This window comes from Pseudomonas sp. 28 E 9 (genome assembly GCF_900004785.1).
Classification (GTDB): Bacteria; Pseudomonadota; Gammaproteobacteria; order Pseudomonadales; family Pseudomonadaceae; genus Aquipseudomonas; species Aquipseudomonas orientalis_A.
In genome coordinates this window covers 301,490-322,578 of sequence record NZ_CVTK01000047.1, presented here as the reverse complement: position 1 = coordinate 322,578, position 21,089 = coordinate 301,490, and the positions used below count along the sequence as shown (strand labels likewise).

General features: G+C 63.2%; 17 protein-coding genes. 10 read left to right on the top strand and 7 right to left on the bottom strand.

The genetic code is table 11. From position 1 onward, the window contains the following. Nucleotides 1-342: 342 nt before the first annotated feature. The 6 genes from BFQ00_RS15440 (at nucleotide 343) to BFQ00_RS15415 (ending at nucleotide 7,303) form a co-directional block, all read left to right on the top strand. The gene (locus BFQ00_RS15440; protein ID WP_065884814.1) at nucleotides 343-1,266 is read left to right on the top strand and encodes a substrate-binding domain-containing protein; all 924 of its coding nucleotides are present in this window, start codon (nucleotides 343-345) and stop codon (nucleotides 1,264-1,266) included. A gap of 62 nt (nucleotides 1,267-1,328) precedes the next feature. Next, the gene (locus BFQ00_RS15435) at nucleotides 1,329-2,837 is read left to right on the top strand and encodes a sugar ABC transporter ATP-binding protein (RefSeq protein WP_065934005.1); all 1,509 of its coding nucleotides are present in this window, start codon (nucleotides 1,329-1,331) and stop codon (nucleotides 2,835-2,837) included. Next, nucleotides 2,803-3,795, top strand: coding sequence for an ABC transporter permease (locus tag BFQ00_RS15430; RefSeq protein ID WP_065895856.1), 993 nt, complete (start codon nucleotides 2,803-2,805; stop codon nucleotides 3,793-3,795). The genes BFQ00_RS15435 and BFQ00_RS15430 overlap by 35 nt, the downstream gene beginning before the upstream one ends. Nucleotides 3,796-3,822: 27 nt before the next feature. Further along, a complete protein-coding gene (locus BFQ00_RS15425; RefSeq protein ID WP_065934004.1) occupies nucleotides 3,823-4,902 on the top strand; it encodes an alcohol dehydrogenase catalytic domain-containing protein in 1,080 nt (359 codons plus the stop codon). Nucleotides 4,903-4,904: 2 nt separating this feature from the next. Beyond that, nucleotides 4,905-6,437, top strand: coding sequence for an FGGY-family carbohydrate kinase (locus BFQ00_RS15420; RefSeq protein ID WP_065934003.1), 1,533 nt, complete (start codon nucleotides 4,905-4,907; stop codon nucleotides 6,435-6,437). A gap of 140 nt (nucleotides 6,438-6,577) precedes the next feature. Then, nucleotides 6,578-7,303 (top strand): SDR family oxidoreductase, encoded by a 726-nt coding sequence (locus BFQ00_RS15415; RefSeq protein WP_065934002.1) that lies wholly within the window; start codon nucleotides 6,578-6,580, stop codon nucleotides 7,301-7,303. Here the strand turns inward: BFQ00_RS15415 and BFQ00_RS15410 are convergent. From BFQ00_RS15410 to BFQ00_RS15380, 7 genes are all read right to left on the bottom strand, one after another. Further along, complete coding sequence (locus BFQ00_RS15410; RefSeq protein ID WP_065884819.1) at nucleotides 7,300-8,304, bottom strand: LacI family DNA-binding transcriptional regulator; 1,005 nt, start codon at nucleotides 8,302-8,304, stop codon at nucleotides 7,300-7,302. The genes BFQ00_RS15415 and BFQ00_RS15410 overlap by 4 nt on opposite strands. 58 nt (nucleotides 8,305-8,362) lie before the next feature. Further along, nucleotides 8,363-9,226 carry a LysR family transcriptional regulator gene (locus BFQ00_RS15405; protein WP_065892578.1) on the bottom strand — a complete coding sequence of 288 codons (864 nt, stop codon included), beginning with the start codon at nucleotides 9,224-9,226 and terminating at the stop codon, nucleotides 8,363-8,365. Nucleotides 9,227-9,305: 79 nt separating this feature from the next. Continuing rightward, the gene (locus BFQ00_RS15400) at nucleotides 9,306-10,562 is read right to left on the bottom strand and encodes a Vps62-related protein (protein WP_065934001.1); all 1,257 of its coding nucleotides are present in this window, start codon (nucleotides 10,560-10,562) and stop codon (nucleotides 9,306-9,308) included. Between the two features lie 661 nt (nucleotides 10,563-11,223). Then, entirely contained in the window at nucleotides 11,224-11,979 is a 756-nt protein-coding gene (locus BFQ00_RS15395; RefSeq protein ID WP_065934000.1) for an alpha/beta fold hydrolase, read from the bottom strand. A gap of 107 nt (nucleotides 11,980-12,086) precedes the next feature. Next, nucleotides 12,087-13,499, bottom strand: a complete 1,413-nt coding sequence (locus BFQ00_RS15390; RefSeq protein WP_065933999.1) for an efflux transporter outer membrane subunit — start codon at nucleotides 13,497-13,499, stop codon at nucleotides 12,087-12,089. Then, on the bottom strand, nucleotides 13,492-15,459 hold the full coding sequence (locus tag BFQ00_RS15385) for a MacB family efflux pump subunit (protein ID WP_065884824.1): 1,968 nt from the start codon (nucleotides 15,457-15,459) through the stop codon (nucleotides 13,492-13,494). The genes BFQ00_RS15390 and BFQ00_RS15385 overlap by 8 nt, the downstream gene beginning before the upstream one ends. Nucleotide 15,460: 1 nt before the next feature. Beyond that, nucleotides 15,461-16,627: an efflux RND transporter periplasmic adaptor subunit gene (locus BFQ00_RS15380; RefSeq protein ID WP_065933998.1), complete on the bottom strand. Its 1,167-nt coding sequence runs from the start codon at nucleotides 16,625-16,627 to the stop codon at nucleotides 15,461-15,463. Between the two features lie 256 nt (nucleotides 16,628-16,883). Between BFQ00_RS15380 and BFQ00_RS15375 the strand changes: the two genes are divergently transcribed. The 4 genes from BFQ00_RS15375 to BFQ00_RS15360 all read left to right on the top strand — a co-directional run bounded on the left by BFQ00_RS15375 (nucleotide 16,884) and on the right by BFQ00_RS15360 (nucleotide 21,060). Further along, nucleotides 16,884-17,366 (top strand): sigma-70 family RNA polymerase sigma factor, encoded by a 483-nt coding sequence (locus BFQ00_RS15375; protein ID WP_065884826.1) that lies wholly within the window; start codon nucleotides 16,884-16,886, stop codon nucleotides 17,364-17,366. A 119-nt stretch (nucleotides 17,367-17,485) separates the two neighbouring features. Continuing rightward, nucleotides 17,486-18,823, top strand: a complete 1,338-nt coding sequence (locus BFQ00_RS15370; protein WP_065891855.1) for a lysine N(6)-hydroxylase/L-ornithine N(5)-oxygenase family protein — start codon at nucleotides 17,486-17,488, stop codon at nucleotides 18,821-18,823. A 186-nt stretch (nucleotides 18,824-19,009) separates the two neighbouring features. Continuing rightward, nucleotides 19,010-20,230, top strand: a complete 1,221-nt coding sequence (locus BFQ00_RS15365) for a putative DNA modification/repair radical SAM protein (protein ID WP_065891856.1) — start codon at nucleotides 19,010-19,012, stop codon at nucleotides 20,228-20,230. Further along, nucleotides 20,227-21,060 carry a TIGR03915 family putative DNA repair protein gene (locus BFQ00_RS15360; protein WP_065933997.1) on the top strand — a complete coding sequence of 278 codons (834 nt, stop codon included), beginning with the start codon at nucleotides 20,227-20,229 and terminating at the stop codon, nucleotides 21,058-21,060. Before BFQ00_RS15365 ends, BFQ00_RS15360 begins: the two co-directional genes overlap by 4 nt. Nucleotides 21,061-21,089: the final 29 nt, after the last annotated feature.

The following is a 21,089-nucleotide window of genomic DNA, read 5'->3' as shown; positions in this document are numbered from 1 at the left end:
ATTCAAGCCTGCGTTCGGGCACACCGAGCCTAAGCGAGGTGCCGAGTGGTGGGGCAAGAGCGTTTTGCTTACTTTTGCGCTTTTCAAAAGTGAGCCGCTGTAAAAGCGGAACCCTAAGTAGCCGTTACCGCAGAAACGGATATGTACTCGGTCTGATCCAACATCCTGGTCGGCCCAGAGGCCGCCATCGTAGGCAAGTCGAATCGTCGCACCGCCCCTCCCACATTTGAATCGAGTCTGACCAATGGCCCCTTGCGCGGACCTAATTTCCTTGTTAGCTTCTGGCAAAATGTTAACGATAACATTTGCTCTAAAAATAAAAACAAAACAGAGACCCACGCCATGAAAATGCTCCCGAAAACCCTGTGTTTATTGGCTGCCAGCATCACTCTGGGCAGCGTTTCCCCTGTGTTTGCCGAAGCCGCCAAGCCGATCCGCATCGGCGCCTCCTTCCAGGAGATCAACAACCCCTATTTCGTCACCATGAAAAACGCCCTGGAAGAAGCCGGCGCGAGCATCGGGGCGACACTGATCATTACCGACGCCCGGCATGACGTGTCCAAGCAGGTCAGTGACGTTGAAGACATGCTGCAAAAAGGCATCGATATCCTGCTGATCAACCCGACCGATTCGGTCGGTGTGCAATCGGCGGTCAAGTCCGCCCATGCTGCCGGTGTGGTCGTAGTGGCGGTGGACGCCCAGGCGGAGGGCCCGCTGGATTCTTTCGTCGGCTCGAAAAACTTCGATGCCGGTTTCCAGGCCTGTGAGTACCTGGCCAGGCACATCGGCGACAAAGGCAATATCGCCATCCTCGACGGCATCGCCGTGGTGCCGATCCTCGAACGTGTGCGCGGTTGCAAGGAGGCGGTGGCCAAGCACCCGGACATCAAGATTGTCAGCATCCAGAACGGCAAGCAGGAACGTGACCAGGCGCTGACCGTCACCGAAAACATGTTGCAGGCCCAGCCCACCCTCAAGGGCATTTTCAGCGTGAACGACAACGGCTCCCTCGGCGCGCTGTCGGCTATCGAAGCCAGCGGCATGGATGTGAAGCTGGTGAGCGTCGACGGTGCGCCGGAAGCGATCAAGGCGATCCAGAAACCCGGCAGCAAGTTCATCGCCACTTCGGCCCAATACCCCCGTGACCAGATCCGCCTGGCGCTGGGTATTGCCCTGGCCAGGAAATGGGGCTCGCAAGTGCCCGCCACGATCCCGGTGGACATCACCCTGATCGACCAGGCCAAGGCCGGAAACTTCAGCTGGTAAACCCCTGCGCCCCACGTCCGCCGTGGGGCGCCGGTCTTCCTTCTGAGTGCGAGGCCTTCGGTATGAGCAGTCTTCTGAAGCTGGAAAATATCTGTAAGCGTTACCCAGGGGTGCAGGCCCTCCAGTCCATCAACCTGCAAGTGGAGCGCGGCGAAATCCACGCGTTGCTCGGGGAGAACGGTGCGGGCAAATCCACCCTGATGAAGATCCTCGGCGGCGTCGAGCATCAGGATGAAGGGCAGATCCTGATCGACGGCCAGCCCCGGCAATTTGCGACCTACCGTGATGCGATTGCCGCCGGCATCGGCATTGTGTTCCAGGAGTTCAGCCTGATTCCCTACCTCACGGCGGTGGAAAATATCTTCCTCGGCCATGAGCTGAACAACCGCTTCGGCCTGTTGCGTAAACGCGAAATGCTTGAGGCCTGCGAGGCGTTGTTCAAGCGCCTGGGCGTGTCGATCAACCTGGAATGCGCCGTCCGGCACCTGAGCGTGGCCGAGCAGCAGTTCGTCGAAATCGCCAAGGCCCTGGCCCTGGATGCGCGCTTGCTGGTGCTCGATGAACCCACCGCAACGCTGACGCCCAGCGAGGCCGAATTGCTGTTCGAGATCATGCGCGAACTCAAGCGCCAGGGCGTGGCAGTGATTTTCATCTCGCACCATCTGGAGGAGATTTTCCAGGTGTGCGACCGCATCAGTGTGTTACGCGATGGCGGCAATGCAGGCGTCACCGCCGTGGCCGACAGCGATATCGACCGTCTGGTCGAGATGATGGTCGGCCGCCGCCTGGAATGCAGTTTCCCGCCCAAGCCCAGCACCGCACGCGGGCCTTTGCTGCTGGAGGTCAAGGACATCCAGCTGGTGCGCAACGGCCCGCATAACCGCTTTGATTTGCACAGCGGTGAAATCCTCGGCTTTGCCGGCCTGGTCGGTTCCGGTCGTACCGAACTGGCCCTGGGCATGATGGGCGCGCTGCCCTCGGTGAGCAAAGACGTGTGGCTGCGCGGCGAAAAGGTCAGCCTCGACGACCCGGCCCAGGCCCTGGCGCACGGCATCGGCCTGCTGCCGGAGAGCCGCAAGAGCGAAGGGCTGATCACCGACTTCAGCATTCGCGAAAATATCTCGTTGAACAACCTGCCCAAATACCAGAACGCCGCGGGCCTGATCGACACGGCCAGGGAATGCGCCAGCGTCGAAGCGCTGATGCGCCAGCTATCGATCAAGGCGCCCAGCGCGGAAAGCCGCGTGTTCAACCTCAGCGGCGGCAACCAGCAAAAGGTGGTGATTGCCCGCTGGATCAACCACCACTGCGACGTGCTGGTGTTCGACGAACCCACCCGGGGCATCGATGTCGGCGCCAAGGCGCAGATCTACGCGCTGATGCGCAGCCTTACCGAACAGGGCTACGCAATCATCATGATTTCCTCCGAACTGCCGGAAGTCATCGGCATGTGCGACCGCGTCGCGGTGTTCCACAAGGGCGCGATCGTCAAGGTGCTGGAAGCGTCCGCCGTCAATCCTCAAGAGGTCATGCGCCATGCAACAGGGGGCTCAAGTGAATACGTCCATTAATGCGGCAGGCACCGGCCGGTTGCGCCTGAACCTGGCGCGGTTGCTGCGCTCGCCGGCGTTTTATCCCTTTGTCGGGCTGGTGGTGGTGACCCTGGTGATGATTCTCGCCAGCGACACCTTCCTCACCGCCGGCAACCTGTCGAACATTGCGCGCCAGGTGTCGATCAACGCGATCATCGCGGTGGGCATGACCTGCGTGATTCTTACCGGCGGCATCGATCTGTCGGTGGGGCCGGTGATGGCGCTGTCCGGCACGCTCACGGCCGGCTTGATGGTCGCGGGGCTGCCGCCGGGTCTGGCAATCGGCGCCGGGATGCTGGTGGGTGTGGCGTTCGGCATCGGCAACGGCCTGTTCGTGGCCTACCTGCATATGCCGCCGATCATCGTGACCCTGGCGACCATGGGCATCGCCCGGGGCCTGGGGCTGATGTACACCGACGGCTATCCGATTTCCGGGCTGCCGGAGTGGTTCGCGGTGTTCGGCCGCGCCAGCGTATTGGGCATCCAGGTGCCGATTCTGATCATGCTGCTCACTTACCTGGCGGCCTATGTGCTGCTGCAGCACACGCGCATCGGTCGCTACATCTACGCCATCGGCGGCAATGAGGAGGCGGTGCGCTTGTCCGGGGTACGGGCGGCGCGCTTCAAGTTGCTGGTGTACGGCATCAGCGGCCTCACCGCAGCGATTGCCGGGCTGGTGCTGACCTCACGCCTGATGAGCGGCCAGCCGAATGCCGGTGTGTCGTTCGAACTGGATGCAATTGCCGCCGTGGTACTGGGCGGTGCGTCGATTGCCGGCGGGCGCGGCGTGATCATCGGCACCCTGCTCGGCGCCATGTTGCTCGGCGTCTTGAACAACGGCTTGAACATGCTCGGCGTATCGCCTTACGTGCAGAGCGTGATCAAGGGCGCAATCATTTTGCTGGCGATCTTTATCAGCCGTCAGCGCCATCGCTAACCCTCTATCCACACAGGAACGAACACCATGGACAAGCACACTGATATGCAAGCCGTCGTCTGCCACGGCCCCAAGGACTACCGCCTGGAGCGCATCGGCAAACCCCGGGCGCGGCCCAATGAATTGGTGATCCGCATTGCCGCCTGCGGCATCTGCGCCAGCGATTGCAAGTGCCATTCCGGCGCGGCGATGTTCTGGGGCGGCGACAATCCCTGGGTCAAGGCGCCTGTGGTGCCGGGCCACGAGTTTTTCGGCTATGTGGTGGAGGCGGGCGAGGGCGCCGAGGAGCACTTCGAAGTGGTGGTGGGCGACAAGGTGATCGCCGAGCAGATCGTGCCCTGCAGCAAGTGCCGGTTCTGCAAGTCGGGCAAATACTGGATGTGCGAAGTGCACAACATCTTCGGCTTTCAGCGTGAGGTTGCCGAGGGCGGTATGGCTCAATACATGCGCATTCCCAAGACCGCCATCGTGCACAAGATTCCCGAGTCGGTGTCCCTGGAAGACTCGGCGCTGGTGGAGCCCATGGCCTGCTCGATCCATACGGTCAACCGTGGCGATATCCAGCTTGACGACGTGGTGGTGATTGCCGGCGCCGGCACCCTGGGCCTGTGCATGGTGCAGGTGGCGGCGCTGAAGACGCCGAAGAAACTGGTGGTGATCGACATGGTCGACGAGCGTCTGGAGCTGGCGAAGAAGTTCGGCGCCGACGTGGTGATCAACCCGTCGCGGGACAACGCTCGCGCCATCATCAACGGCCTTACCGATAATTACGGCTGCGACGTGTACATCGAGACCACCGGCGTACCGGCCGGCGTCACCCAGGGCCTGGACCTGATCCGCAAGCTCGGGCGCTTTGTCGAATTCAGCGTGTTCGGCGCCGAGACCAGCGTGGACTGGTCGATCATCGGCGACCGCAAGGAGCTGGACGTACGCGGTGCCCACCTGGGCCCGTATTGCTACCCGATTGCCATCGACCTGTTCGAACGCGGCCTGGTCACGTCAAAAGGCATCGTCACCCATGACTTCCCGCTGGATGACTTCGCCGAGGCCTTCGAGCTGGCCAACTCGACCAAGTCGATCAAGGTGCTGTTGAAGCCGGTGCTCTGACGATGAACTACGTGATGGGGGTAGACATAGGGACCCAGAGCACCAAGGCGCTGCTGGTGGATGCCCACGGCACGATCATCGCCCAGCACAGCCAGGGCTATCGCGTGGATACGCCGAAAGTGCGCTGGGCCGAGCAATGGCCGCAGGTCTGGCTGGATGCGGTCGAGGCCTGCGTGGCGCAGTGCATGCTCAAGGCCGGTGTTGCGGCGCAACAGGTCAAGGCGTTGTGCATCAGCAGCCTGTACGGCGGCTCGGGCATCGCGGTGGATGCGCAGATCATACCGTTGCACCCGTGCCTGATCTGGATGGACCGTCGTGCCGGTGAGCAAGTGGCGTGGGTGCGTGGGAATGTCGACCTGGACCGAATGTATGCGGTCACCGGCAACTCGCTGGACAGTTACTACGGCTTCACCAAGATGCTCTGGCTCAAGCAGCACCAGCCTGACGTATGGGCCAACACGCGCTACCTGCTGCCGCCCAACAGCTATATCAACTGGTGCCTGACCGGCGAGTTGGCGGTGGACCACAGCAGCGCCGGCAATATCGGCGGTGTCTACGATGTGGTTGCGCGCGGCTGGTCGGGCGAGATGCTCGATGCACTGGGCATCCCGCCGGCGATGATGCCGGAGCGGTTGCTGTATTCCGGCGAGGTGGTGGGCGGTTTGCTCCAGGACTGGGCCGCGCGCCTGGGCCTGCAGGCGGGCACGCCGGTGCTCGCCGGTGGCGTGGATGCGGCCATGGCGACCCTGGCGGCGGGCGTCACCCAACCGGGTAACCATGTGGCGATGATCGGCACCAGCATGTGTTGGGGCTACCTCAACCAGCAGGTGGACGCGCAGCACGGGTTGGTGAGCATGCCTCACGTCTATAACGGTCATCGCGACCTGTACATCTTTGGTGGTGCGATCACCGCAGGGGCCTCGGTCAGTTGGTTCCGCGAGCAGTTCTGCCAGGCCGAGGAGCAACAGGCCCGGGCGAGCGGCGAGGACAGCCTGGTGTTGCTCGAGCGCAGCGCGATGAACATCCCGGCGGGCAGCGAGGGCCTGTTGTTCCTGCCGTACCTGATGGGCGAGCGCAGCCCGGTGTGGGACGACCGCGCCAGCGGCAGTTTTGTCGGGCTGAACCTGTATCACACGCGCATCCACCTGTACCGCGCCGTGCTCGAAGGGGTGAGTTTTGCCCTGCGCCACAACATCGAAGCCGGCACCCAGGGCGCGCATTCCCTTGACCCGCGCTTGATCGTGGTGGGCGGTGCGAGCCATTCGGATGTGTGGATGCAGATCATCGCGGATGTGACGCGCTACCCGGTGTACACCATCGTCCAGGAAGTCGAAGCGGCGCTGGGGGCGGCGTTGCTGGCAGCGCACACGGTGGGGTTGGTCAGTGATGAGGCGATGGACAAGGGCTGGGTGCAGTTGGCATTGCGGGCGCAGCCCAAGCGGGAGAATGTCGCGGTGTACGACCAGGCGTTTGCCGAGTACCTGAAGCTGTATCCCGCGCTGAAACCGATCATGCATAACCTGCAGGCCAACTGACCCAACCCAGTTCAAAAAGGTGGGAGGGGGCTTGCCCCCGATGGCGGTGTAACAGTCGCCCCCTGTGTTGAATGACACACCGCTATCGGGGGCAAGCCCCCTCCCACAGTGGATCTTCATTGTTCTTGAGATTTTGATCTATGAACGCGATTTTTGACTTCACTCACCACCGCATCCTCGTCACCGGCGCCAGCAGCGGCATCGGCCGCGAAATCGCCCGGCAGCTGATCGCCAGTGGCGCCGAGGTCTTCGCCCTGGGTCGCGACGCCCAGGCCCTGGCCGAACTGGGTTGCCACAGCCTGAGCGTGGATATCGCCGACAGCGCCGCGCTCGACCACGTCTTGAGTGAGCTGCCGGCGCTGCACGGCCTGGTCAACTGCGCCGGCATTTCACGCCTGGAGCCTGCCGCCGCCATCAGCGCCGAAGCCTTCGACCAGGTGATGCAGGTCAACGCCCGCGCCGCGGCGCACGTGGCCAGCCGCGTGGCGGCAAAAATGATCGAAGAGAACATCGCCGGCAGCATCGTCAACGTCTCAAGCCAGGCCTCGCTGGTGGCGCTGGATGATCACCTGAGCTACTGCGCCTCCAAGGCCGCCCTCGATGCGATTACCCGCGTGCAATGCGCCGAATGGGGCCGCTTCGGCATTCGCGTCAACAGCGTCAACCCCACTGTCACCCTCACGCCGATGGCGACCATGGCCTGGTCCGACCCGGTCAAGCGCGACCCGGCACTGGCCGCCATTCCCCTGGGCCGTTTTGCGCACACCCTGGACGTCGCGTTGCCGGTGCTGTTCCTGCTCAGCGATGCGGCCAGCATGATCAGCGGCGTGAGCTTGCCGATTGATGGCGGCTATACCAGCCGTTAGCCGTTCTCCAACTGCCCGGCGATGACCACCTTGTCCCGTGGCTTGTGCGGGTCTTGCAGACGATCGAGCAACAGGCGCACCGCGCTGCTGCCGGCCAGCGACGCATCGTGGGCCACGCAGGCGATGGGCACGCCGAAAATATCGGCGAAGGGCAGGCGGTCGATGCCGCAGATGGTCAGGCTGTCGTGGGCGATGTTGTGCATGCGCAACGCGCGCAGGGCGCCGAGGGTGATCAATTGGTTGAAGCCCATGATCGCGTCCGGCGCCGAGTGCGCGGCGAGGTAGTCGAGGGTGTGCAGGTAGGACGGCATCAGCGTGTAGTCCCCGGCCTGCACCTCGACCTGCACCTGGGGATGGTCGGCCAGCACTTCGCGCAGGCCCTTGAGGCGTTCGACGGTGATGCGCGAGTGTTCGGGGCCGGTCAGCACCAGCAGGCGCTTGAGGTCCGGGGTCTGGCGCAACAGGTAGTGCGCGGCCTGGATGCCGCTGTGGTAGTTGTCGAGCACCACGCGGCTGAACGGGCTGTCGTGGAGTGTGCGGTCAAGCAGCACCACCGGGGTCTTGCCGTTGCCCAGGCGCTCGAGATAGTCGGGCTGGTAGCTTGGCTCATCGGAGACCGGCGACAGGATGATCCCCGCCACGCGATAACCCAGCAGGGTATCGACGGCCTTGCTTTCCAGTTCTTCGAGCTCATCGGTGTCCACCAGCATGATGGTGTAGCCGTGCTTTTTCGCTTCGCGGGAGATCGCCTTGATCATCTCGCTGTAGAACGGGTTGTCCACCGATGCGGTGATCACGCCGATGATCAGGCTTTCACTGCGCTTGAGCCCACGCGCGAAGGCATTGGGCACGTAGTCGAGCTCGCGCGCCACTTCCAGAATGCGCGCCAGGGTGGCGGGTTTGACCAGGTCAGGTTTGCTCAACGCCCGGGACACGGTGATGGTGGTCATGCCCACCCGTTTGGCGATGTCGCTGATGGTGACGGACTTTTTCTTGTTCATCGGTAAGGCTGCAAGAGGACACACCCGCAGGCTAGCATGCGCGCCGGTGCAGGGTGATTCAAATCAGCGGGTCCCAGCGCTGCGACCAGTCACCTTCGGCCTTGACCACTTCGCGCAACAAGGTCAACGCCTGCTGCAGCACCGCCGAATCCCGTGCCCGCGAATACACCAGGTACGTCGGGAAACTGAATTCCGGCGCCTTGGCCACCCGCTGCATCACGCCGCTGTCCAGGTAGCTCTGCACCACGCGCGTGCGGAAATACCCGGCGCCGCCGTTCTCCAGGATGTACTGCAACGCCAGCGGCCCCAGGTTGAAACTCACGGCGGCGCGCGCGTGGTCGGGCAGGGCGGCGTCGTGCTGCTGGCGAAAACCCTGGCCCCAGTCGATATACACATAGGGCTCGGGCTGGCTCGTCAGTTGCACCAGGATCAGTTTTTCTTCCAGCACCTGCTCCACCTGCAAACCCGGCCAGTATTGCGGCTGGAACACCAGCGCGGCGTCGAGCACGCCCAACTCCAACTGGCGCAACAGGTATTCGCCCTCGCGAATTTCGGTGCGCAGGGCGTGCCCGGGGATATGCTCGCGCAGCGCCTTGGCCCAGCCGAGCATCAGCGGATTGCACAGGCTGACCTCACCGCCGATATGCAGCACATTACGATAGCCATCGGGCAACGGCAGGTCGCGGCGCGCCGCTTCCCAGGTCTGCAGCAACTGGTTGGCGTACACCACGAAGGCCTCGCCGTCGGCTGTCAGGCGGGCACCGGCGCGATTGCGCACGAACAGCGTACTGCCCAACTGGTTTTCCAGGTTTTTCACCCGTGCGGTGATGGCGGTCTGGGTGACGTGCAGTTTCTCCGCCGCTGCGGCGAGGCTGCCGCAGCGGGTGATTTCGAGGAAGGTGCGTGCCAGCTCGATGTCCATGTCGGTTCCGAAATCAAAGGAAAGTCGGCGCCATTGTAGGACGACTGGCGGCAAAGGGTGAGCGCAATGGCGCGTTCACTCAGGGCAGGATAATTTCGGCGGACGTTTCTCCTGCTATGGAGCGGCTGACCCTGACGGTATTGCCCTGGGTCGCGGGGTATTCGCTCCAGTACAGGCTGTTTTCATTGCTTCGGGTATACATCTGGCCCACCTGGCGCCCATCCGCCCTGAGCAGGCGATAGTCGCTGTTGATCAGGTAGACCGCCACGGCCTTGTGAGGCCCCAGGGTGCACCAGACGGTGTAGGTTTCGGATTTGGCCCAGCCTCGGGTTTGCGTGCTGACATGGGTGACGCTCAGGCTGATTTTTGCAGAGGCCTTGAAGAAACTGGCGAATTGCAGTTCGACGCTGCTTTCTGTGCCGACGGTCTGCGAGGTGCTCTCGGTGGTCGACCCATTTTCGATGCGGGTACTCGCCCAGTTATAGCGTTGTACGGTCGAAGTGTTGTTATGCGCGTGGTTGAGCAACACGTAGTAATCCTTGCGCTCCAACTGGTAGTAGGGCGTCTGGGTCAACTGTTCCATAGGGGTCAGGTCGGGGTCTTCGATAGTGAACCAGGGCAGTTGGGTGACATAGGCCGTGGTGGTTTTTTCGAACGCTGAAGGCTTGGCGTAGCTGTGCAGAATGGGGGTGACGCTGGGCGCCGTCGATTCAATCAGCATATGTGCGCGCAGGGCATGCACGGGGGGACTGGCCAACGGTCGAGCATAGCCCGGCTGGCCCATGAAAGTGGCGGCGCTGAAATACACTTCAGCCGGTGGCGCAGTGGGCGGCTTGACACTCCAGGCGGAAAAATCCCCGGGTGCGCCGGTGCCTTGATCGCTCCACAGCAGTTCGTCGATGTGCGACGTGACCGGCAGATCATCACGCAGGCACCGAACCGCATTCACGGAAGGCTCAAGCAGGCCGTTGCCAACGACCAATCCCATTGCCACATAGCCTTCAGGCGGCACCGGGCGCCAGATCGACACGTTGTACCCCGGTTGCTCAAAGGCCCATACCCGTTCGAAATCCGTGGGTGGCTTCAAGGCGGTACCCGTGGGGCCATTGGCATCGGCGACCACCGGCATCGCCTGGACGCCGTCGATGGTGTTGAAATTATCTTCAAGCCTGTCGCCGATCGGGTAGTAGCCAGCCAGCTTCGCAGGTATGCGAGGGCGCCAGAGACCGGCGGGCGCGTCGCCAAAATGCCCATCCTCGCGACGCCGGTTGTTCCAGAGGTGAGTAAAGTTGTTAGTGAAGTTGATCAGCAAGTCTTTGTATTTAAGGGGGACCATCGGGATCGCTCTGTTCAGTCGGGAAACCCCTGGCGGTTATCAGTCCGCCGGAGGGTTGAGTACGCTGGACAGTTGATACCTGCTGGAGCGGCGGGAAGCGGTAGATAGCTATTATTAGGGCAGGCATCTTTTGATTGGAATGCAGTGCAAATGTGGGAGGGGGCTTGCCCCCGATGGCGGCCTCTGGGCCGACCAGGATGTTGGATTGGACCGGGTACATATCCGTTTCTGCGGTAACGGCTGCTATGGGTTCCGCTTTTACAGCGGCTCACTTTTGAAAAGCGCAAAAGTAAGCAAAACGCTCTTGCCCCACCACTCGGCACCTCGCTTGGGCTCGGTGTGCCCGAACGCAGGCTTGAATCCGTGGGCCGCCGCCACGCGCCATCCATGGCGCGGGGCGGCTAACCCGGCGTCCTGCCGGGTTACCCACGGATTCAAGCCTGCGTTCGGCCAGCGTGGTTTAACGGGGCGCCTAAGATCAAGATCAAAAGCAGATCAAGAGCAAGAGCGACTCGCTGCGCATCGTGGTTGCGGTTGGGCGCTGCTGAGTTGTGTAGATACTTATGGTCATCGGGGGCAAGTCGAATCGTCGCACCGCCCCTCCCACATTGGGTTGTGGGGTGAATCAAGAGTGATCGAACTTCGGTAGATCCGGTAAGGCTCACTCCCAGCCGCCAGGGTCGAGACACCGGGTGTTCGCCGGTGGCTGTTTGCCGTAGGCCAGAAACTCCCCGAGCCAGCGGCTGACGCAGCCGTCGGCTGTGGCCTGGGCGGGTTCCTTGAGCAGCAGCGAGTCGACGCCGGACGCGCCCGGTTCGCCGCGCCCGGCGTTGACCAGCACCATGCGTGCGATGCGTTCGGGAAACCGCGTGGCGTAGCGGTTGCCCAGGCGCGCCGCGTCGGCATTGCCGACGTAATTGAGCCGGGACTCGCCCAGTTGCCCGCGCACATACTCCATATCCTCTGCCGCCTGTTCGAGGGCGTCGCTGCCTTTGAGGTCGCGGCTGCTCAGTTCGATCATGTCGTAGCGGTCGACGAGCATGCGATACGCCGGGGTGGCGTAAGACTCCCAGCGGCCGGCCAGGTGCAGGGCAAAGGTGGCATTCCTGGCCGTACGCGGATCGCCGGACTGGATAAACACCACGCCCTCGCGGTTGAGCGGGTCGCGCGCGCCGACGCGGGTCACGCTCAAGCGCAGGCGGCCGCGGCCAGGGGCGGCGTGGTCGCGGGGCACCGTCACCAGGCCACATTGGGTGCGGGCGAGTACGTCGGGGTCGAGCTGCTCGAACACCGGGAACGGGCAATCGAGTAACCAATCAATGGCGGTGGGCGCGATCAATGGCTCGGCCAGGGCCAGGTGTGCGATCAGCCAGCCGCCGAGGCAGACCAGGCATTTTCCAACAACGCTGGATTTCATTAGAAGGTCCCGGGAAGCCGTGTGAAGTCGGCTTTTTTACCAAGGACCTTGGGTCTAATAATGTAAGGCGATTAAACGGATCGTGTACGAAACTGGAGTTTCGTTTATCAGGTGCCGCTATTCCAGCCACCGCCCAATGCTTTGTACAACGCAATGCTGGCTTGCAGGCGCGACAGCCGCAGTTGCACGTCCAAGTCCTGGGCCGCGTACAACGTGCGTTGGGTTTCCAGCACTGTGAGCAGATCCTCGGCACCGGCCTGGTAGCGGCTTTCGGCAATGCGGAACGCGGTTTGGGCCTGTTGCAGTTCTTCGGCTTGCCATTGGCGTTGCTGGTCGAGGCGGCTGATGCTGCTGAGGGCTTTTTCCACATCGGCAAAGCCGTTGATGATCGCCCCACGGTAGCTTTGCAGAAGCTCATCCTGGCGCGCGCGGGCCTTGTCGCGTTCGGCGCTTAAACGACCGTTGTTGAAGATCGGCGCCACCAGGCCCGAGGTCAGGGTGTAGAACGGGCTGCGCAGGATCTCATCGGCCTTGTAGGCGCCCGAGCCCAGGGTCGCGCCGAGGGTCACCGCGGGCAGCATCGCTGCACGGGCGACGCTGACGTCGGCACTCGCCGCCGCCAGCTGTGCTTCGGCCCGGGCGAGGTCGGGGCGCCGGCTCAATAACTGGCTGGGCACCCCGGGCCCGATGGTTGGCCAGGTCAGTGCCGGGAACACCTCGCTGCCCAGTTCCAGCGCCTGCACGGGCTGGCCGAGCAATGCGGCCAGGGTGATGCGCGCCTCTTCGGCCAGTTGCTCGACCAGCGGCAGTTGCCGTTGCTGGCCGGCCACCAGGCTTTTCTGTTGCGCCAGTTCCAGGGCCGTGGCGGAACCGGCGTCGTAGCGGGTTTGCACCAGGTCGAGCACCGCGCGCGCATTCGCCAGGTTCAGCTCGGCGATCTGCACGCGTTGGCGCGCCGCCAGGGTTTGCGCGTAGCGATCGGCGACGTTGCTGAGCAGGGTCAGTTCCACGTTGGCCTGGTCGAACCGGCTGGCCTGCAGGCTATGCAGGGCGCCGTCGCGCGCAGCGGCGCGACCGCCCCAGAAGTCGAGTTCGTAGCTGGCCGTGAGGTTGGCGTCATAGCTGGTGACGGTTTTATTGTTTTCGGTGGCGTTGAGGTCCGAGTTGCCGCTGCCGCGCAGCAGCTTTTCGCGGGTGGCGGTGAGGTTGAACTTGACCTCGGGCAGCAGCGGTGCGCCGGCAATCACCGCCGTTGCCTGGGCCTGGCGCACGCGGGCCATGGCGGCGGCCACATCGAAACTGTCACGCCGCGCCTGGTCGATCAGGCGGTTGAGCGACGGGCTGCCAAAGTGCGTCCACCAGCGCTGGTTGGCGGCTTGGCTGGCCGCGCGTTCGGCAGAGTGCCAGGCGGCGGGCGGCGTGATGCCGCTGTCGACGGCGCCGGGGTTACCGGCGCAGGCGCTGAGCAGCAGACACAGTCCGAGCAGGGAAAGCGGTGTGGCAAGGGAGGGTTTATTCACTGGTCAATGCCTTAACCGGATCGAGCCGGGCAGCTTTACGGGCCGGCATAAAGCCGAATACGACGCCGGTGACCAGCGCGCAGCCAAAGGCACCGAGCATCGCCACCAGGGAAAACTGCACGGCCACTTCGGCCAGCACCAGCACGCCGCCCACCAGCAGCGCCAGGGCGATACCGAACAACCCGCCGACCACCGAGAGCATCACCGCCTCGGTGAGAAACTGGCGCAGGATGTCGCGCTGGCGTGCGCCGGTGGCCATGCGGATGCCGATTTCGCGGGTCCGTTCACGCACGGTCATCAACATGATATTCATCACGCCGATGCCGCCCACCAGCAGGGAAATCGCCGCAATCGAGCCGAGCATCAGCGACAGGGTATTGGCCGTGCGCGCCTCGGCCTGGATCATCGCGGCGTTGTTGGTCAGGTGGTAGTCGTCCTTGCCGTGGTGCAGTCGTTTGAGCAACTGATCGATGGCCTGCTCGGCGGCGTTCACCCGGGTCGCGTCGGCGGCGGCGATCACCACGTACTCCGGGTTGTAGCTGCCGAACAGACGAATGCTGGCGGCGGAGTAGGGGATGGCAATGCGATCGTCGCTGTCCTTGTTGCCCGAGCTGGAACCTTTTTCCTGGAGCACGCCCACCACCTGGAAGGGCACGTTTTCGATCAGGATGTATTGGCCGATGGGGTTGACCAGGCCTTTGAACAGCTTGTCGCGCACCCGTGCACCGATCACCGCGACGGTGGCGGCGTTGCGTTCGTCGGCCTCGGTGAAGTAGCTGCCCTCGACCACCGGCCAGTTGAAGATGGTCGGGAAATTGGTGTCATTGCCGCCCACATAAGCCATGTAGTCGATGTTGCCGAACCGCACGCCGGCTTCGGCGCCGTTGACCGGCATGATCCGTTTCACCTGCGGCAGGGTGGCCAGGGCGGCCACGTCGGCGGGCGTGATGATGCCCAGGGGCGTACGCGGGTTGGGCGACGAACCACTGACATACAGAATGTTCGAGCCGAACGCGCCCATCTGCGCCATGACCTGGCGCTTGCTGCCTTCACCCACGGCCAGCATGACCACCACCGAGGCCACCCCGATAATGATGCCGAGCAGGGTCAGCGCGGTGCGAAAGCGGTTGATCCACATCACGCGCCAGGCCGCTTGCAGCGCGTCGAGCAGTTCGGCTTTCCAGGCACCGTTGTGTTCGGCGCCATCGGCCAGGCGCTGGCGCAGGTCAACGGCTTGCAGCGCCGCGCTGTTCGCGGGTGCCTCGGTCTGAGGGGCGGGCGAGTCGCTGATGATCAGGCCGTCACGAATCTCGATGATGCGGTTGGCCCGCGCCGCCACTTCGCGGTCATGGGTAATCAGAATGACCACATGGCCCTGGCTCGCCAGTTCGTCGAGCAGGGTCATCACCTCGGCGCCGCTGTGGCTGTCGAGGGCGCCGGTGGGTTCGTCGGCGAGGATGATATGCCCGCCGTTCATCAGCGCACGCGCGATGGACACCCGTTGCTGCTGGCCACCGGAGAGCTGGTGCGGACGGTTGCCTGTGCGCTCGGCCAGGCCCAGGCGGGTGAGCAGGGCATTGGCGCGGGCGTGCCGTTCGCCGGCACTGATACCGGCATAGATCGCCGGCATCTCGACGTTTTCCTGGGCTGATGCCGACGGGATCAGGTGGTAGCCCTGGAACACGAAGCCGAACGCTTCGCGGCGCAGCCAGGCCAGTTCGTCGCTGCCCAGTTGGGCGACGTTTTCCCCGGCGAACAGGTAGTCGCCTTCGCTCGGGCGGTCGAGGCAACCGAGGATGTTCATCAGCGTCGACTTGCCGGAGCCCGACGCGCCGACGATGGCGACGAATTCCCCGGCGTGGATCGACAGGTCGATGCCGCGCAGTACGTCGACCTGCGGGCTGTCGCCGCCGCCGTAGGATTTGCGGATGTGCTTGAGTTCGATCAGTGGCGTGGTCAACTCAACCCCCGCTGCCGTCGGCCGGGCCGATCAACAGGTGATCGCCTTCGTCGAGGCCCTCCAGCACCTGCACGCGCAGGCGGTCGCTGATGCCCAGGCGCACCGAACGCTGCTCGATGCTGCCGTTTTTCGCCACGACGCGGGCGAGTTGCGTGTCCGCCGTGGGCGCGCCTTGCAGCGCGGCGACCGGCACGGTCAGGGCGTCCTTGACTTGGCTGGCGACGAAAAACACCTGGGTGGTCATTTCCGCCATCAGGGCGTTATCGGCGTTGTCGACGTCCAGCAACACCGTGTACAGCACCACGCGGCCGGTGCCGCTCTTGCTGTTGCTCGGGCTGCCGCTGCCCTGGGTTTCGTTCAACGGCTTGGGCGGGATCGGCAGGATCTGGCGCACGGTACTGGTCCAGCGCCGGCTGCCGCCGCTCAAGGTGGTGAAATACGCACTCATGCCGGGTTTGACATGGCCGATATCCGCCTCGGAGACTTCGGCCCACACCGTCATCGGCGACAATTTGGCGATGCGCAGGATCAGCGGCGTTTGTTGTTGCGCGTTAAGGGTCTGCCCGACCCGCGCATCCACCGCCACGACGGTACCGGCCATCGGCGCGTAGATGCGCGTGTAACCGAGTTCCGCTTCGTCGCTGCGCAGGCTGGCCCGGGCTTGGCGAATCTGGGCCTGGAACATGTCGACCCGCGCCTGGGTGGCGTCCAGTTCGGCCCTGGCGGTCTGCACATCTTCTTCGCGGGTGGCGTTACTGGCGCTCAGGCGTTGCTGACGCTGGTATTTCTGGCGCGCCAAGGCGTGCTGGGCGTTCTGCTCCTGCAATTGCGCCTGCAGGTTTTCGATGGCGTAGCGGCTGGCGTCGAGCTTGGCTTTTTGCGTCGACGGGTCGATCTCCACCAGCAACTGGCCTTCCTTGACCTGATCGCCGGCCTCGACGTGGATCTTCTGGATCTGCCCGGACGCCTGGGCGCCGACATCCACATAGCGCCGCGGTTGCAGGGTGCCCAGGGCCGTGACGCTGTTTTCGATATCGCCCCGGGTGACCGTCACGGTGGCCAGGGCGTCGCGGCCCGGCGCAAGGGCTTGCCAGGCGACAAACGCAACGATGGGGATCAGGCACGCCACCACAAGCAGGGCGCGTCGGGCGGGTCGAGGGCGTTTCATGCGTAGGTTCCAGCCAGGAAAGATCGGGGCGCAGTCGCGCAGAGCTGACAGGTAAACGAAGAAAATCGCCGGGGATTTAGGCTGTTACACGCGCGGTTACAGGTCGAGCGAAGAAAAAAATCGACCGTTGATGCGAGACTTCTTTAAAAGTAGATGAGAATTACTATAAATTGCACATACTCAAACTGCCATCATCGATGGCTGTGTTTCTACGCAGGTTGGCATCGTCCGCACCACGGCCATGGGGCCAGGAGTCATGTTGGAAAACTACTATCGCGAGCTGGTGTGTTTCCTCAACGCCAAGCTGGGCAACCGTCAGGTGGCCGAGGATGTGGTGCATGACGCCTATGTGCGGGTGCTGGAGCGCTCCAGTGACACGCCGATCGAACAGCCGCGCGCGTTCCTGTACCGCACTGCGCTGAACCTGGTGATCGACGGCCATCGGCGCAACGCCCTGCGCCAGGTCGAGCCGCTGGAGGTGCTGGACGCTGAAGAACGCTTCGCGCCCTGTTCACCCCACGCCAGCCACGACCAGAGCCAGCGCCTGGAGATGCTCGAGCGCGCCCTGGCCGAGCTGCCGGCGGCCTGCCGCGACAGTTTCCTGCTGCGCAAACTCGACGGCCTGTCCCACCTGCAAATCGCCGAGCGCCTGTGCATTTCCCGCGCGCTGGTGGAAAAGCACATCGTCAATGCCATGAAGCACTGCCGGTTGCGCATGCGTGAGTGGGAAGCGCACTGAAGCGCTGTTAGTTAAATTTTATTTCACTGTCCTCGTTTCCTATCAACACACGGCCTGTTGTTCAGGCCATGAAGGTATTCCGCCCCAACCGCCAAGGGGCTTATCCAGAGGACACTGGAATGACACAGGCAATTGCTTCGCCCGCGGTTCACGACCTGATCGGCATTGGCTTCGGCCCTTCGAACCTGGCGCTGGCCATCGCCTTGCAGGAGCGTGAGAAAGCCCAGGGCAAACTGGACGTACTGTTCCTCGACAAACAGGCCGACTACCGCTGGCACGGCAATACCCTGGTGACCCAGAGCGAATTGCAGATTTCCTTCCTCAAGGACCTGGTGACCCTGCGCAACCCCACCAGCCCGTATTCCTTCGTCAATTACCTCAAGGCCCACGACCGCCTGGTGGACTTCATCAACCTGGGCACCTTCTACCCGTGCCGCATGGAGTACAACGACTACCTGCGCTGGGTTGCCGGGCAATTCCAGGCCCAGGCCCGCTACGGCGAAGAGGTACTGGCCATCGAGCCGATCCTGCACCAGCAACAGGTTGAAGCGCTGCGCGTGATTTCCCGCGATGCGCTGGGCGAGCAGCATGTGCGCACCACGCGCTCGGTGGTGGTCAGCGCCGGCGGCACGCCGCGTATTCCCGAGGCGTTCAAGGCGCTCAAGGGCGACAGCCGGGTGTTCCACCATTCCCAGTACCTGGAGCGCATGGCCGGCCAGCCGTGTGTCGACGGCAAGCCGATGCGCATCGCGGTGATCGGCGGTGGTCAGAGCGCCGCCGAAGCCTTTATCGACCTCAACGACAGCTTCCCGTCGGTGCAGGTCGACCTGATTCTGCGCGGTTCGGCGCTCAAGCCGGCGGATGACAGCCCGTTCGTCAATGAAGTGTTCTCGCCGGCCTTTACCGACCTGGTGTTCCAGCAAGTCGGCGCCGAACGTGAGCGCCTGGTCGCCGAGTACCAGAACACCAACTACTCGGTGGTGGACCTGGACCTGATCGAGCGCATCTACGGCATCTTCTATCGCCAGAAGGTGTCCGGCATCGCGCGCCAGGCATTTCGCACCATGACCGTGGTCGAAAAGGCCACCCCCGGCCCGCTGGGCATCGAACTGACGCTGCGCAACAACGCCACCGGCGAAACCTGCGTGAATCACTACGACGCGGTAATCCTTGCCACCGGTTACGAACGCCAGATGCACCGCGAACTGCTCGCGCCGCTCCAAGCCTACATAGGCGATTTCGAAGTGGCCCGCGACTACCGCATCGTCACCGACGAGCGCTGCAAGGCCGGCATTTACATCCAGGGGTTCAGCCAGGCCAGCCATGGTCTGAGCGATACGTTGCTGTCGGTGCTGCCGATTCGCGCCGATGAAATTGCCGCGTCGTTGTACGAGAACGATCGCAACCGTGGCACCGCGCGTTCGGTGCAGGACCTGCTGCTCGCCACCGCAAGCTGATCTGAGTCTGTAGGAGCGAGCTTGCTCGCGAAAAACGCGAGGGCGCCGGGTTGATTCAGAAGGGGCGCGTTATCGTTGACGTTTTTCGCGAGCAAGGGCTAGCCGCCCGCCTCGCTCCTACAGGCGGTACTTGTGACAAGGAGTTGCTGCTGATACTGTACAAAAAACCAGTATCGGTAGCTCTCCATGCAGTTGATCGAAAAACTCAGCATTCTCGCCGACGCCGCCAAATACGACGCTTCGTGCGCCAGCAGTGGCGCACCCAAGCGCAGCTCCGAAGGCAAGGCCGGGCTGGGTTCCACCGACGGCATGGGCATTTGTCACAGCTATACGCCCGACGGCCGTTGCGTGTCGCTGCTCAAGGTTTTGCTCACCAACTTCTGTCTCTACGACTGCCAGTATTGCGTCAACCGCCGTTCCAGCGATGTGCCCCGCGCGCGCTTCAGCCCGGAAGAGGTGGTCACCCTGACCCTGGACTTCTACAAGCGCAATTGCGTCAGCGGCCTGTTTCTCAGTTCCGGCATCATCCGTTCAGCCGACTACACCATGGAGCAGTTGGTGCGGGTCGCCAAGTTGCTGCGTGAAGAGCACGATTTTCGCGGCTATATCCATCTCAAGACCATTCCCGAAGCCGACCCCGCGTTGATCGCCGAGGCCGGGCGCTATGCCGACCGCCTGAGCGTGAATATCGAGCTGCCTACCGATGCGAGCCTGCAAACCCTGGCGCCGGAAAAACAGATCGTCTCGATCAAGCAGGCCATGCAGACCATCTACACCGGTGAACAGACGGTGCTCAACGAACCCCGCGCACCGCGTTTCGCGCCGGCCGGGCAGAGCACCCAGATGATCGTCGGCGCCGACGACACCGATGACAGCACCATCCTGCACGGTGCCGAAGCCTTGTATGGCAACTACAAGCTGCGCCGTGTGTATTACTCGGCGTTCAGCCCGATTCCCAACAGCCCCAAGAGCGTGCCCCTGGCTGCGCCGCCGTTGATGCGCGAGCATCGCTTGTACCAGGCCGACTTTCTGTTGCGCAGCTACGGCTTCAGCGCCAATGAACTGTTCGAAGGCCCCGGCGACCTGGCCCTGGATATCGACCCCAAGCTGGCGTGGGCCCTGGAGCATCGCGAGGTGTTCCCCCTCGATCTTAACCGCGCCGAACCGACCTTGATCGCGCGCATCCCCGGCATTGGCCTGCGCACCACCCAGCGCCTGGTGGACCTGCGCCGCGAACGCAAGATCCGCTTCGAAGACCTGGCGCGCATGCGCTGTGTGCTGGCCAAGGCCAAGCCGTTTTTCATCACCAGCGATTACCACCCACAGCAGGCCGACAGCACCAGTGTGTTGCTGCGCGAACAGCTGCGCGATCGCCCGCAACCGCAACAGATGGGGTTGTGGGGATGATCAGCCTGGAATGCGACAACCTGTTCAGCACCTGGCGCGAACAGGCGCGCTGGCTGCTCAGCCATCAGGTCGACCCCAGCCAGGTGAGCTGGGGCGCAACCGAGGTGGCGGATCTGTTTGCCACCGACGAGCCCATTCCCTCCGGGTTGGGCCCGTTCCAGGCGCGCATCCCCAAGGCCTTGTTGCAACTGCTGGAGTCGGCTGCCTGCTACCAGGGCGATCAGCGCTGGAGTGTGTTGTATGAGGTGTTGTGGCGGGTCAGCCATGGCGACCGCACGGCCATGTTGGCAGGTGACAAATTGGGCAGCGAGTTGCAGCGCCGCATCAAGCAGGTCAGCCGTGAAGCCCACCACTTGCATGCGTTTGTGCGGTTCATTGCACTGCCGGCCGAGGCGGGGCCCGAGCTGCCGGAGTACGTGGCCTGGCATGAGCCGGCCCATGATATTTTGCACAGTGCCAGCCAGCATTTTATCGGGCGCATGGGCCGGCATCGCTGGATGATCGCAACGCCCCTGGATGGGGTGTATTACGATGGCGAGCAACTGATTCACCAACGCCGGTGCCCCGAGGCGTGGCAGCAACTGGCGCAAAATGTCGACGACCCGCACAGCGCCATGTGGTTGACCTATTACAGTCACATCTTCAACCCGGCGCGCTTGAACCCCAAGGTGATGGAAGGGCATCTGCCGAGCCGGTTCTGGAAGAACCTGCCGGAAGGCAAGTTGATTCCCGGGCTGATCAGCGAGGCGCGCACGGGCAAGCAGAAGGATGGACAGGCCAGGCTGGTGGGCACCAAGCCCGGCAAACGTATTTCAAGCGGGCACAGTTAGAACATGTGGGTAGGGCTTGGTATGGTGGT